At 62.8% G+C, this 13,290-nt stretch carries 11 protein-coding genes; 3 read left to right on the forward strand and 8 right to left on the reverse strand.

Annotation, left to right across the window (positions count from 1 at the left end; all coding sequences use genetic code 11):
• Nucleotides 1–14: 14 nt before the first annotated feature.
• Genes RRX38_RS23275 through tssI form a run of 3 tightly spaced genes read right to left on the reverse strand, consistent with a single transcriptional unit; the run spans nt 15 to nt 6,320 of the window.
• Complete coding sequence (locus tag RRX38_RS23275) at nt 15–3,422, reverse strand: T6SS effector BTH_I2691 family protein (protein ID WP_315960832.1); 3,408 nt, start codon at nt 3,420–3,422, stop codon at nt 15–17.
• Entirely contained in the window at nt 3,415–4,296 is an 882-nt protein-coding gene (locus tag RRX38_RS23280) for a DUF4123 domain-containing protein (RefSeq protein WP_315960833.1), read from the reverse strand. The genes RRX38_RS23275 and RRX38_RS23280 overlap by 8 nt, the downstream gene beginning before the upstream one ends.
• Nucleotides 4,293–6,320, reverse strand: a complete 2,028-nt coding sequence (gene tssI / locus RRX38_RS23285) for a type VI secretion system tip protein TssI/VgrG (protein WP_315960834.1) — start codon at nt 6,318–6,320, stop codon at nt 4,293–4,295. The genes RRX38_RS23280 and tssI overlap by 4 nt, the downstream gene beginning before the upstream one ends.
• Before the next feature lie 362 nt (nt 6,321–6,682).
• Here tssI and RRX38_RS23290 point away from each other — a divergent pair, with 362 nt between their 5' ends.
• Nucleotides 6,683–6,973, forward strand: coding sequence for a SelT/SelW/SelH family protein (locus RRX38_RS23290; protein ID WP_295475822.1), 291 nt, complete (start codon nt 6,683–6,685; stop codon nt 6,971–6,973).
• Nucleotides 6,974–6,978: 5 nt separating this feature from the next.
• Here the strand turns inward: RRX38_RS23290 and RRX38_RS23295 are convergent, their stop codons facing one another.
• On the reverse strand, nt 6,979–7,845 hold the full coding sequence (locus tag RRX38_RS23295; protein ID WP_315960835.1) for a DMT family transporter: 867 nt from the start codon (nt 7,843–7,845) through the stop codon (nt 6,979–6,981).
• A 144-nt stretch (nt 7,846–7,989) separates the two neighbouring features.
• Between RRX38_RS23295 and RRX38_RS23300 the strand changes: the two genes are divergently transcribed.
• Nucleotides 7,990–8,802 carry a UDP-2,3-diacylglucosamine diphosphatase gene (locus tag RRX38_RS23300; protein WP_315960836.1) on the forward strand — a complete coding sequence of 271 codons (813 nt, stop codon included), beginning with the start codon at nt 7,990–7,992 and terminating at the stop codon, nt 8,800–8,802.
• Between the two features lie 9 nt (nt 8,803–8,811).
• On the opposite strand, the gene RRX38_RS23305 is transcribed toward RRX38_RS23300, so the two are convergent.
• Both RRX38_RS23305 and RRX38_RS23310 read right to left on the reverse strand, forming a co-directional pair.
• Nucleotides 8,812–9,123: a DUF962 domain-containing protein gene (locus RRX38_RS23305; RefSeq protein ID WP_315960837.1), complete on the reverse strand. Its 312-nt coding sequence runs from the start codon at nt 9,121–9,123 to the stop codon at nt 8,812–8,814.
• Nucleotides 9,124–9,184: 61 nt separating this feature from the next.
• Nucleotides 9,185–10,639 carry a TrkH family potassium uptake protein gene (locus RRX38_RS23310; RefSeq protein WP_295475834.1) on the reverse strand — a complete coding sequence of 485 codons (1,455 nt, stop codon included), beginning with the start codon at nt 10,637–10,639 and terminating at the stop codon, nt 9,185–9,187.
• 145 nt (nt 10,640–10,784) lie between these two features.
• On the opposite strand from RRX38_RS23310, the gene RRX38_RS23315 reads away from it, so the two are divergent.
• Entirely contained in the window at nt 10,785–11,345 is a 561-nt protein-coding gene (locus RRX38_RS23315; RefSeq protein ID WP_295475837.1) for a nitroreductase family protein, read from the forward strand.
• A gap of 6 nt (nt 11,346–11,351) precedes the next feature.
• On the opposite strand, the gene RRX38_RS23320 is transcribed toward RRX38_RS23315, so the two are convergent.
• Complete coding sequence (locus tag RRX38_RS23320) at nt 11,352–12,689, reverse strand: HAMP domain-containing sensor histidine kinase (RefSeq protein ID WP_315960839.1); 1,338 nt, start codon at nt 12,687–12,689, stop codon at nt 11,352–11,354.
• A gap of 84 nt (nt 12,690–12,773) precedes the next feature.
• Entirely contained in the window at nt 12,774–13,220 is a 447-nt protein-coding gene (locus tag RRX38_RS23325; protein ID WP_295475843.1) for a Spy/CpxP family protein refolding chaperone, read from the reverse strand.
• Between the last annotated feature and the right edge of the window lie 70 nt (nt 13,221–13,290).

Genomic DNA, 13,290 nt, shown 5'->3' on the forward strand with positions numbered 1-13,290 from the left:
GGTAATGAATAGCTTTACGGAATGATCCAGATTTTTTTCGTGCCCTCTCTATCTTTTTTGTAGGTGATTAGCTGATCTGGACTGGTTAATCCGTCACTATGAACGGAACCGGATGTTTTTAATTCGATGTGAAAACGATAGGCTCTGTCTTTTTTATTAAATTGAAACAGGTTTTCTGGATACCATATTTGCATTTCCATGTACTCGGCGTGTTTGTCCAGCGGTACCCAGACTTCCCAGATGACGCTCTGTTTGTACTCTAACTTTGGCCAAGCGGCTGATGAGCGATGTGTGCTCGGTCTCTCATTTTTAACGTGACCCCAGTCGGCGTCACTTTTGAATTCGCCGTTGTGGAAGAAAGCGCTGTTCAGATTTTCTTCTATCTTTTTCTGTGGTGCAGCTGCTAAAAATTGCCGCGTGCTGCAAATTTCAATGTTGACGTACTGTCCACGCAGTTCGCCAGGGATAAGAACTTGTATCCATGCTCCATTCTGTACGGTAGGCGTGTCTTCCATGGTGTCGCCGGCTGCGTAAGGGTCGTAGTAAGTGCTCTTACTAAAAATCAAGGGGCTGAGCTCAATTTCGCGGAAATCTTCTTTTTCCTGAAGGCGACCTTCTGGTGTTTTCGAGTATCTGAGTGGCTGATGGATAGACCAGCTGCATTTGGCGAGCCATGTACCTAGCGCGTCCCGTTTAAGTTTATTCAGTGCAAGAGATGTGGCTAAGTAGCCAAGCCCTAGGACCACTGCGACTATGAAAAAGATCACGTTTCCGACAATACGGGAAGTATATTTTCCGACTACGGTTGGCGCGCTGGTGATCTGCAGGAAACCGGCGACCCCCATGCCCATGACAAACGCCGACTTTATCCGAAGCAGGTTCCGTTCTTCAGAGTCTTTGGCTTTACTCAAATCGCTTTGTATCTCCATTAGCTCCAGCAATGCGGCAGTGAGCAAGAAAAGCCCACTTGCAAAAATCCTGGCCCTAAAAGCCGAAACCGTCTTGCTCAACTGCGCATGACCCTGTGCTTTCCAGAAGTGTGCAGAGCGGTCTAGAAGCGAAAGATTGTTATTGCCTACCCGGATAGCCGGAGCATCCTTAATGATGCTCCAAGGAGCATCGACGAACAGCGACATGAACAGGTTTGCGGTATACCCCAGGTTATATCCAATCTTGATCAGCTCTGGACTGCTTACCTTGCCGTCGTGAGTAGCGGCTTTTGTCACCAGCGCGGTATTGATGAGGTTGATGAAAACCACGCCCACACTGAACCCTACACTCAAGTTGAGGCCACGGCTTTGCATCCATTGCTTCTTGTGTGTGGTCCAGTCGGCTGCTGTGGTCTTACCCAAAGTGATGAAGTCGCTCATCATCGCGGTGACTGCGGTTGTGTACCGGCCGTTTTGGTAGTCGAGCAGCGCGGGGATCTTGATGTCATGGGCCTGAGCCTTCCGCATCAGGCTTTCCAGTTCGTGGGTCAGGCCGTTACGACCCCAGGGTTCTGTGACGAACCAGCGGCGCTGCAGGCTTTGCAACTGCTGGTGCAGGCGCGCGCGTTCCTGCTTCCATTCGTGCAATTTGCGCGGAATATCCGGATCGATCTTCAAACTGTGCGGCGCGTTGGTCAGCACCTGCCCCATCAGCAGGTTGCGCAGCAGTGCTGGAAGATTCTGATGTTCGCCAGCGGCCAGTCTGGCGTCGATCGGGGTGAAGACCATCAGTAGTTTTTCGGTGAGAGCGGCCATGGCGGCGGTGCCGCTGCGCGCCAGGGTCTGCAGAGCGGCGAAGGTATCGCGGGCCGGTTGCTTTAGAGTGTTCATCCATGGCGAATTCGCGAACTCGGTGTGGTTAAGTACGCTGTTCAGCTCCCCGGCACGGCTGGCGATATTGGCGATATCCGAGAACCCGCCAATCAGCTTGCCGGATTCCTGGTGCAGCGCCTCCTTCAGCTCCGGTGAGAAACCGTAGCGCAGGGTGCCGAACAGGGTCGTGGCGTTCTGCTCCTGCTTCAACATCCATAGAGTGGCGTCTTCGCCCTGCACGAAGATCTCCGCCAAATGCAGCATGAGCTCCTCGAGATAGAGCAGGGTGCGCGGGTTGCCGTTGTCGATGAACAGTTTGAGCGTATCCAGGCTGATATGGTTGGACCAGCGCTTGAAGTCGGCCTGGGTCTGCTTCACGCGATCAAGCAGTGTTTTCTTCGTGGCGTGTTGTTGCTGGAGATATCGACGCGCGCCGGGCAGGTCGACTTCACGCCGCCATTTGTCGCGCTCTTTCCATTCCAGGAAGTCGCTGTCTGTGGGTTGGCTCCTGTAGTTTTCGCGCAAGGCATAAAACAGGCGCGAACTTTCATATAGACCTTCCGTCGCATCTTCCGATGGGGGATGGGGAACGATATCGCCGCGGTCCATTTTCCACTGCACCAGATACGCCTCCGCGTCCAGCAGATACTCCTGCGTCCTGCCCGGATCTCCCCGTACCGTCTCCGGCAGCTTTTCCTTGGGCTCGCTAGGCAAGCCACACAGTTGGGAAACGATGTTGGCGATCTGAATGCGATGTTCATGCTCTTCCTGCCAGAGGTGATAAGCCGCCTGGTCCGCCGCGAGTTGCAGGCCAAGGTCCTGGAGGACGGCCAGTGGATCGTCCAGGGCAATGAGCAGGGCGCTGTCTTTGTCGGGCACGCTGCCCAGCCAGTGCACGTCGGCGCCCACCGCGACCCAGTTAGGCTTCTGGCCCTTCGTCGGCGCTTCTGGTGGTGCCTGGGTGGGCACGCTGGTGTCTGCGAAACGTGCGTCTTCGGTGACTTGGCCCGCGTCGATGTCGGCGACTGCCAGTGCCAGTTCGCTCAGCGGCAAGGTATCCGGTTCGTTCATGCTCAGGCTGTAGGCGGCCAGGTCCAGGCGTTTCATCCATTGGGCGCGGCTGCCTTCATGCGAGCGCAGGTGTTCGCAAATGCGCCAGGTCCACTGCATGGGCGCGTAGGCGATATGCAGCACATGCTTGCGCGGATAGAGCAGGTAGGGCTTGGCGTCGCTGTTCTGGTCGACTTTGGGCTTGCGCTGGTCCTGGCCGACATGGGCGTCGCCCCAGATGATGCGCGTGAGGCAGGCATCCTTGGCGCGATACTGGTATTCATGCAGGGTTTTCGCGGTTTCGTCGAAAACATAGAGGTAGCCGTCCTGCAACTGGCGCAGTGTGTAAGGGCGAGTTTGCAGTTGCGGCAGCACGGTCCATCGGCCTTGTGCCGGCAGTGGCTTGAGCGCATTGGGGTCGCTGTCGTGGCGCGATCTGTCCAGGGCGTAGCGCACCGGCACGATGGCAATGTCCGGCCCCTTGAATGGGCAGGTACTGGTGCCGCTGGCCGGTGTCTTGTCGAAGCAACTGGCTAGGCGCTGGCGGCGGTTTCCGGATTTGTCAGTCATGGTCAGGCTCGCAGGCTTGAGGGGCTGGCTGCATGCGGTACTGGTCGAAGGCGTCCAGGCGCAGCTCGGGTGGCAGTTCGGCGCACTGAGGCTGCAGTTGCAGCCAGGTCTGGTAAGGGCCGTCAGCCACGTCGATGAAGTCCGTGCCCAGTTCATGGCGATACCAGGCCCAGGTGGCCAGGGCGAACTCGCTGGTCAGCCCCCAGTCGCGGCCGCTACAGAGCGCATCGGCCAGCCAGGCATCGATGGCTGCGCTGGGCAAGGCGGTGAAGGCTGCAGGGTCTTCATGGTGTATGGCCTGGTAGAGGCGGCGCTGGAACAGGAAGTCATTGGCTTGCTCCAGTGCATCCAATTGCGCCTGGCCCTGAAGGGCGAAGCCGGGGTCCCAGGTGGTCACCGGGGTCAGCACGGCGAACTGCACGGTTTCCTCCGCGCTGGCGTGAGGTGGTTGCCAGGGTTGCCGGGGCCTTTCTACCCACAGGCTGTCTATAGGACCCAGCACCCGATCCCGGTGTGACTGATCGAAGCTGCCCAGCCAGTGGTACAGCACCAGTGGGTCGGCAAACCGCAGCAGGCTGGCATTGCCCAGGTAGTCTGGCGGGCAGAGGAAGCGCCGCAGGTGCCGGGCGAGGTCGACCATCGAGGCGCGGGACTGCAGCAGGCAGGCACAGCGTCGCCAGTCTGCATCGCTGCGCCAGGTCTGGCTCAGACGCTCGCTGGCCTTGACCAGGATGGGCCCCTTGTCTTTGAGTTGGCTCCAGCGGGTGCCCATGTACAGTGGTTCGATATCGAGATTTTCCTGGCGAGCGTACAACTGCCGCAGCGCGTCTGGCTTGAGCAGGCCGTCGACCAGCAGGAACAGCGCACCGCTCATGCTGTGTCCCCTTGGGCAGCGCGCTCACAGACCTCGCAACGACCGGTGCGTTTGAACGCAACGTTCTGTGCCGGCACCAGCAACTGGCCGGCCTGGCCTTGTTCAGCGGCTTGCGCGTGGCCCGGCAGGCGCGGCTGAGCCGGGGTCCCGGTGGCCGGGCTGGCGCCACAGTTGATCCGCACGTCCGGGCCGCTGAGGCTGATGCCGCCGGGGTCGAGCGTGATGCAGCTGCCGCCGGCCATCAGGGTGATCTGCTGGCCGGCATCGAGGACCAGCTTGCTGCCGGCCTTGAGATGGATCTCCTGGCCGGCCTCTATCAGTTGTGCGCTACCGATGCGGATGTGCTGGTTCTGCGCCACGCTGAGGTGGTCGCTGGCCTGCACGTCGGTAAGGCGATCACCTAGCGTGGTGCGGTGTTCCTCGCCTTGGAAATGGCTGTAGCTGTTGGCTTCGATGCGCTCGTGGCGTTCATGGCCGACATGGATTTTCTGGTCGTGGCCGATCTCTTCGTCCCAGTCGCGTTGCGCATGGATGTAGATCTGTTCCTGGCCCTGGCGGTCTTCGATGCGCAGTTCGTTGAATCCGCCTCCGCCGGGGCTGCTCATGCTCTTGAACAGGCTGCGGGTGCGATGTTCCGGCAGGGCGTAGGGCAGCGGGTGGTCGCCGTGGTAGAGGCAGCCGCTGACCAGCGGCTGGTCCGGGTCGCCCTCCAGGAAGGTGACCAGCACTTCCATGCCGACCCGTGGCAGGCTGACCGCGCCGTAGCGGTTGCCGGCCCAACTGCTGGCTACACGGATCCAGCAGCTGGAGTGTTCGTCGCTCTGCGCCTCGCGGTCCCAGTGGAAGCGCACCTTGATTCGCCCATGGGCATCGCAGTGGATCTCCTGCCCGGCCGGGCCGGTGACGATGGCGGTCTGGCTGCCGAGCACGCGCGGCTTGGGGTGTCGCAACGGCGGCCGGTAGAAGGTGTTGGCGGGGATGGCCAGGAAGCGGTTGCGATAGCCCTGGCGCAGCCCCTCGCCACTTGCGCGCGATGTGCCTGCGGACTCTTCCAGCACCTGTGGCTGGCGCCCCTCATGATGGACTTCAGTCAGTAGCCACAAGGTGTTCCAGGTGTCCCGGGGATGATCGGTCAAGGGCAACAGGTGGCCGCTGCGCAGTTGTGGCTGGCCGCTGTGACCGTCGGCCTGGTACTGGTCGTGAAGGTGCCGCTGCAGCGCACGGTTGGCCAGGACCTGGCCGCGTTCACGATGGGTGAAGCGGCCCGGGTAATCGTAGTCTTCGAGCAACACCAGGCTTTCACTGCCGGCTTCGCTGTGCAGCGGCACCCGGGGAATCTCGAAGTGCCAGTCGCGTCGCGCCGTATGGTTGCTGCGGGTCGCCAGACGCAGGTTGAAACGCGTCACCGCCGGGCCGTCGCCCGCCATGCCGGTGTCCGGGTGGTAGCTCTGCGCTGGCAGGCTGGGGAAGAAGGTCTGGTCGTCGCCGAATACCAGTACATGGCCCTGCCGATCGTGCTCGAAGTGATAGTGCAGGCCTTCTTCTTCGCATAGGCGCTGGATGAAGTGCAGGTCGGACTCGTCGTACTGCACGCAGTATTCGCGTGGCGGGCAGGGGGTATAAAGATGGAAGCGCCAGGCATTGGCGAGGATGCCGTGCTCCTTGAGCAGTCGGCCGATGATTTCGGGGGCACTGAGGTTTTGGAAGATCCGCTGGTTGATGCGGTAGGCCAGATTGGCCAGGCGCGGCTGCAGACTGACCTGATAATGGCTCAGCCGCTGACCGCGCTCGCCCTGCAGGATACGCGCGACCTGGCCGTGGATGCCGTGGCCGGCGGCGTCCAGTTGCAGCCAGGCCGGCTGATGGAGCAGGGTGGACAGGTCAAGGTCATGGCGTTCGCTGACCAGTTGCAGGTCGAAGCGAAACGGCTGGTTGAGCGCCTCGAAGCCATCGAAGGCCAGAACCTGAAAGTCGTGCTGGCCTGCGAGGTTCAGGGTGAAGGCCGCACGGTCGGCAGCGGGCATGCCGGATCTCCTTGGTCAGCAGCGGTTTCTGGTCGCGCCCGGGCGGGAAGGCCAGGCTGTGGATGCAACCTTTACCAAGATCCGTGCCATTCCTTTTATTTTCTTTTATATCAATGACTTATGACTTTTTAAGGAGGCGAGCGGGGAGGCTTCACGCGGTTTTCGCGCAATCTTCTGCCTGCCGGTGTGCAAGCCATTGCGCGCGCCGCCAACGCCATGCATGACAGGCCTCTACAGTTCATGGAGGCGCATCAGCTCGACACTGTCGCGCAGAACGTTGCGCACCTGAAGGTTGGAGAGGGGCAGGGCAGGCTCGACGGGCGTATCATGGGCGTTCTTCATTCCCGTGCCCGGAGCCCTGCATGAGCGACGCCAAAGCCGAAATCGTCATCACCTACTGCACCCAGTGCCAATGGCTGTTGCGTGCTGCCTGGTTGGCCCAGGAGCTGCTCAGCACTTTCGGCGACGACCTGGGGCGGGTGTGCCTGGAGCCGGGCAGTGGCGGGGTGTTCCGCATCACCTGCGACACGGTGCAGATCTGGGAGCGCAAGGCCGATGGCGGCTTCCCGGAGGCCAAGGAACTCAAGCAGCGGGTCCGTGACCAGATCGATCCTGAGCGCGACCTTGGCCACAACGATCGCGTGGCCCGCTGACGATTTCAGGGTGCCGGCTGGCGACGTGGCTTGAGTCCGGCCAGCAGGATCGCTGCTACGATCAGCGCCGCGCCGGCCAGCATGCGCGGGCTGGGCGTTTCGGCGAACAGCAGCCAGGCGAAGGCGATGCCGTAGACCGGCTCCAGAGTGAACACCATCGCCGCGACTCGCGCCTTGACCACCGCCAGGCTGGCGATGAACAGGCCATGGGCAAGCCCGGTGCAGAACACCCCGAGCAGGCCCAGCCACAGCCAGTCGATTGTGTTCAGTTGGGTCAACTGCGGGGCGGCCAGTGGCGCCAGGCACAAGGCGACGATGAGGTTCTGACACAACGCGGCCTGGGCGGCGGGCAACTGCCCGGCACTGACGCGGTTGGCCAGCGACAGCAGGGCGAAGGTCAAGCCGGAAAACACCCCCCACAGCAGCCCGCCGGTGGCCTCGCTGCGCAGATCGAAGTGCGGCGTAACCAGCACCAGGCCGGCGCTGACCAGAGCCAGCAGGAGCATTTCCCGGGCGCCGACCCGCTCACGGAACAGCAGCGCTTCGAGCGCCACGGTGAAGGCGGGAAAGGTAGCGAAGCCCAGGGTTGCCACCGCGACCCCGGCCGTTTTCACCGCTAGGAAGAACGCCACCCAATGCACGCACAGCAGCACGCCTGCAAGGACCTGGCGTAGCCCGTGTGTGAGTGACAGGGCCTGCCAGCGCCGTTTACCGGCCCAGCGTATGAATAACGTCAGGGCCAGTGCCGCGAAACCGGCGCGGGCGAACACTATGACCGTCGGGGTGGTGGCCGCCAGCTTGCCGAGTACACCGGCAAAACCCACCAGCAGGGCCCCGCCATGCAGGGCACCCAGTGCAGTACGTGGAGTCATGAGCGTCCTTGCAATAAGAAAGGAAAGGCAGGCGCAGTCTACACAGGCCGCAGCCTGGAGGGTTGTCACTGTACTGCCATGCAGGCGTCACATTCAGGTCACCGCTGCCGGGCAAGCTGGGCAAAACCCAGCGGAGGTCCTCCCATGAGCAGCGCCGAGTTCGCCAAACCCAGCCGCAAGCAACGCGTGCGCACCCTGTGGATCTCTGACGTGCACTTGGGCACCCGCGACTGCCAGGCCGAGCACTTGTCCAGTTTCCTCAAGGGCTATCAGGCCGATCGTATCTATTTGGTGGGCGACATCATCGATGGCTGGAAGATGCGCGGCGGCATGTACTGGCCGCAGGCGCATACCAACGTGATCCGCCGCCTGCTGACCATGAGCAAGCGTGGCACCGAAGTGATCTACATCACCGGCAACCATGACGAATTCCTGCGCCGCTATTCCAAGTTGATTCTTGGCAACATCCAGCTGCTGGACGAGGCCGAGCACGTCACCGCCGATGGCCGCCGCCTGCTGGTGATTCATGGCGACCAGTTCGACGTCATTACCCGCTACCACCGCTGGCTGGCGTTCCTGGGCGACTCGGCCTACGAATTCACCCTGACCCTCAACCGCTGGCTCAACCACTGGCGCGCCCGCTACGGCTATGGCTACTGGTCGCTGTCGGCCTACCTCAAGCACAAGGTCAAGACGGCGGTGAACTTCATCAGCGACTTCGAGCAGGCCATTGCCCACGAGTGCGTGCGCCGCGGCCTGGATGGTGTGGTGTGCGGGCACATCCACCATGCCGAGATCCGTGACGTAGGCGGGGTGGAGTACCTCAACTGCGGTGACTGGGTGGAGTCCTGCTCCGCGTTGATCGAACACCTGGACGGCACCATCGAGTTGTACCGGCTGGCCGACGCCCAGCAGCTGGAAAAGCAGCGCGAGAGCGAAACCGTGCCGGCCGCCTGACCGCGCTGCCTAGAAGGGCACACGCCCCAGCAGCATGTCGCGGAACATCATGAAGTCGCCCAGCAGGCTGTAGAAGGGATGCTGGAAGGTCGCCGGGCGGTTCTTTTCAAAGATGAAGTGGCCGACCCAGGCGAAGCCATAACCGGCCAGCGGGACCAGCCACAGCAGCCACCAGCGGCCACTGCCGATGCCGAATGCCAACAGGAAGATCACCAGGCTGGTGCCCACGAAGTGCAGGCGACGGCAGGTGCTGTTGCGGTGCTCCTGCAAATAGAAGGGATAGAACTGGGCAAAGCTTGAGAATTGCCTGACCTGTTCCATGGGCTGCGTCCTCTATTGGGTCCAGTGCCGTGAGTCTAGCCCCATGCGCACCGGCTCGTCATCAATGGCGCCAGAAGGCCGGGACGCAAAGCACCAGAATGGTGATGATCTCCAGGCGGCCGAGCAGCATGCCAGCCGAGAGAATCCACTTGGCGGCATCGGGCAGGCTGGCGAAGTTGCCCGCCGGACCAATGACCTCACCCAGCCCCGGGCCGACGCCGGACACGGTACTGGCCGCGCCGGTCAGCGCAGTCATCCAGTCCAGGCCCAGCAGCGACAGCAGCAGGGCGATCACGCAAATGGTGATGGTGAAGAAGAACGAGAAGGTCAGGATCGATCGCACGATCTCGTCGTCCAGGCGATGGCCGTTGTACTTCTGCTTGATCACCGCCCGCGGGTGGATGAGCTGGTTGAGGCTGGCCTTGAGCAGGATGTAGGCGACCTGGAAGCGAAAGATCTTCACCCCGCCGGCGGTCGAGCCCGAGCAGCCGCCAATGAAGCCCAGGTAGAAGAACAGCATCAGCGAGAAATTGCCCCACAGGCTGTAGTCGCCCAGGGCGAAGCCCGTAGTGGTAATCACCGAGGTCACGTTCAGCGCGACGTGGCGCAAGGCGTCCAGCCAGGGCAGGTCGGTGGTCAGGCCGTACCACAGAGTCATCAGCGCCCAAGTGACCAGCAGCAGGCCGATCAGCCCCTGCACCTGTTCATCGCGAATCAGTGCTTTACGGTGGCCACGCAGGGTGGCCACGTAGAGGGTGAAGGGCAGGCTGCCAAGGATCATCACCACGATGGCCACCCAGTGCACCGCCGGTTGTGGCCACTTGGCCAGCGACAGGTCTGAGGTGGAAAAACCGCCGGTGGAGATCGCCGACATCGCATGGTTGATGGCGTCGAACAGGCTCATGCCCGCCCACCAGAAGCCCAGGGTGCCCAGCACGGTGAAGCCGACGTAGGCGAGGATGATGTACTTGGCCACCATGTGCGAGCGCGGCATGACTTTTTCCGAGCGGTCCGAGGACTCGGTCTGGAACAGGCGCATGCCGCCGATACGCAGCAGCGGCAGGATCGCCACCGCCATGCCGATGAAGCCGATACCGCCCAGCCAGTGCAGCATGGAGCGCCAGATCAGGATGCCCGGCGACATGTCGTCCAGATGATTGAGCACTGTCGAGCCGGTGGCGGTGATCCCCGACATGCTCTCGAAGAACGAGTCGGTGTAGCTGATGTGCTGGGTCAGCAGAAAGGGCAGGGCCGCGAAGACGCACACCACGATCCAGCTCGATACGGTGAGCATGTACATGTCCCGAGGGCGCAGGTGTACGTGTTCGGGGCGGCCGGGAATCACCAGCGCCAGGCCGGCAATGAAGGTGATGGCACTGGCCCAGAGGAACGAGCGCAGGTCGTCGAGACGGTCGTAGATCACCAGGGTGAGCATGGGCACAACCATGGCGACCGCCAGGGTGATCAGGAAGATGCCGATGATGAAACCGATGATGCGAAGGGTCGGCAACGCCATGAAACTGCTCTGACTGCTGGAAAAGAGGCGCCATTCTACCCGCGTCGCCTGCCAAGTAAACCGCCTGCCCGTCGCGTGCCTGGCACTCGATCGCACGGCGCACAGCCCCTACAATGCCCGACCATCGTTCAAGGAGATTCACCCCATGCAGGCACTCGATGTATTGCTCAATCGCGTTTCGGTTCCGCGGCTGGTCGAACCGGCCCCGGACGCCGCGCAGCGGGAAATCCTCTTTGGCGCGGCGCTGCGCGCCCCTGACCACGGCCTGCTCAAGCCCTATCGTTTCCTCTGCGTCGAGGGCGCGGCTCGCGAACGCATGGGCGATCTGCTGGCCGAGGCCTTGCTGCTGCAAGGCGGCAGCCCGACCGAACAGCAGCTCGACAAGGCGCGCCTGGGGCCGTTGCGCGCACCGCTGGTGGTGGTGGTCATCGCGCGCCTGCAGGATCACCCCAAGGTGCCGCGCTCCGAACAGCGGCTCACCGCTGGCTGCGCTGCCCACGGCATTCTGCTGGCCGCCTACGCCCTGGGCCTGGGCGGTGTGTGGCGCACCGGCGAACTGTCGTTTTCGCCCCATGTGGCCAAAGGCCTGGGGCTGTCGGACGACGAAGAGGTGCTGGGCTTCCTCTACCTGGGCACCCCGCAGAACCCGCCGCGTGTCGCCGCCAAGGAAGACACCGCCACCTTCGTCAGTGCCTGGCAGGGCTGAGGCGACTCAGAGGCTGGCAGTGATCGGCTCTGGCGGCAGCTCCAGCACCGCCAGAAAGCCACCTTCGGGATGATTGGTCAGGGTCAGGCTGCCGCCGTGGCGTTCGGCGGCGCGGCGGGCGATGGCCAACCCCAGGCCATGTCCGGCGCTGGCCTGGCCGGGTGCGCGGAAGAAGGGCTCGCCCAGTTGCGCGAGGTGTTCGCTGGCCGCCCCAGGGCCGTGGTCGCGGACACTGATACGGATGCGCCCGTCACGGCGACTGGCATGCAGCTCCACGGCACGATCGGCCGGGCTGAAGCGCCGCGCGTTACGCAGCAGGTTATCCACCGCCCGCTCGATCATGTCTGGCCAGCCCTCGACGCTCAGCGGCGCCTGCACCTGCAGGTCGATTGGCGGTGGCAGGCCATCGAGCAGCGCGTCGTTACTGACCCGCTGCAGCAGTGTCTGCAGGTCGACCGGCTCGGTCTTGGCCATGTCGGCGTCAAGACGCGCCAGGGTGAGGATTTCGCTGATCAGCGCCTCCAGGCGGTCGCATTCGCGGTCCAGGCGTGGCCAGAGCTTTTCGCGTTCTTCGGGCGAGGCACGGCCGGCCAGGGCCAGGGCGATGCGCAGGCGCGCCAGTGGTGAGCGCAGTTCATGGGACACGTCACGCAACAGCTGGCGCTGGCTGGCGATCAGGCTTTGCAGGCGCGCGCCCATACGGTTGAAGTCGGTGGCCAGCACGCCGAATTCGTCGCGGCGGTTGGCCAGCTGCGCCAGGCTGTGCTGCTGGTAGCTGGTCTGCCCCAGGTCGTACACGGCACTGCGCAGGCGGCTCAGCGGGCGGGTGATGGACAGAGTGACCAGCAGGCTGAACAGGGTCAGCACCACCAGCGCGATGAGCAGTGCACTGATGGGCCAGACCAGGCTCTGACGGTGCCATTGGTCCAGCTCCGGGTGCGGGATGCGGTAGATCAGCAGGTAGGTCTCACCGCTGTTCGGGCTAGTGTATTCAGTGGTGAGGCGGCGCCAGGGCAACTGCTGCGGGTCGTCCTTCTGGCGGGCTTCGAAGGCGGCGGCACGCGGCGGGAAGGTGCCGGGTATGACCGGCTCGCCGCTGCTGTTGAGCACCTGCACATCGATGCGGTGGCGACGCTTGAGCTTTTCCAGGAAGTCCTGCGCCGCGCCTGGGCCTTCTTCTTCGAAATGCGTGGCCCAGCGCTTGGGCAGCTCGTTGAGTACCGGATGGCGGCTGAGGATCCAGGCATCCTGGTTAAGCATGTGGCCGACCAGGATCGACAGGCCTGCCACCAGGGCGATGGCCAGCCAGAAACTGGCCAGGATTCGCCAGAACAATGAGCGCACGGAGCAACCTCTTTCGAACAGGAAAACCCGACATGCGCGGCATGTCGGGTCGGGATGGAGCGAAGGTTACGCGAGAAGCCTGGGTTATTGCGCCTTTTTGGCCTTTTCGGCTTTCCAGGCCTGGAACTCTGCCCACTCGGCACGGCGCTCGTCACGTTTTTGCTTCTCGACGTCGAAGGCCTTCTGCTGCTCGGGGGTGAGCAAGGCGCGAATGGCGTTATCGGTCTTGTCGCGGCTGGCCTGCAGCTCGGCGTCCATGGCCTTCTGCTCAGGGGCAGGCAGCTTGGCGAGGAAGCGCTGGTTGATCTCGCGGCGCTCGTGGGCCTGTTCACCCATCAGCCGCCCGACTTGCATGCGCTGCTCGCGGGTCAGGTCCAGGTAGGCGAGAGGACCGCGTGGCTTGCCGGGGCCGAAGTCCTGGTGCATGCGTGGGCCGGCGTCAGGGCCGTCGATGGGTGGTACGGGGGGCGCGGCCATGGTCACGGTGGGCAGGGCTGCTGCGAACATCAGGGCGATCAGGGTCTTGCGCATGGTGTCTCTCCTGGTTTCCATTGCGGCTCGTGGCCGTTGGTGGACAGTCTAGGGAGAGCAAGGTCAAGCG

The sequence above is a fragment of the Pseudomonas sp. DTU_2021_1001937_2_SI_NGA_ILE_001 genome, from assembly GCF_032463525.1.
Lineage (GTDB): Bacteria > Pseudomonadota > Gammaproteobacteria > Pseudomonadales > Pseudomonadaceae > Aquipseudomonas.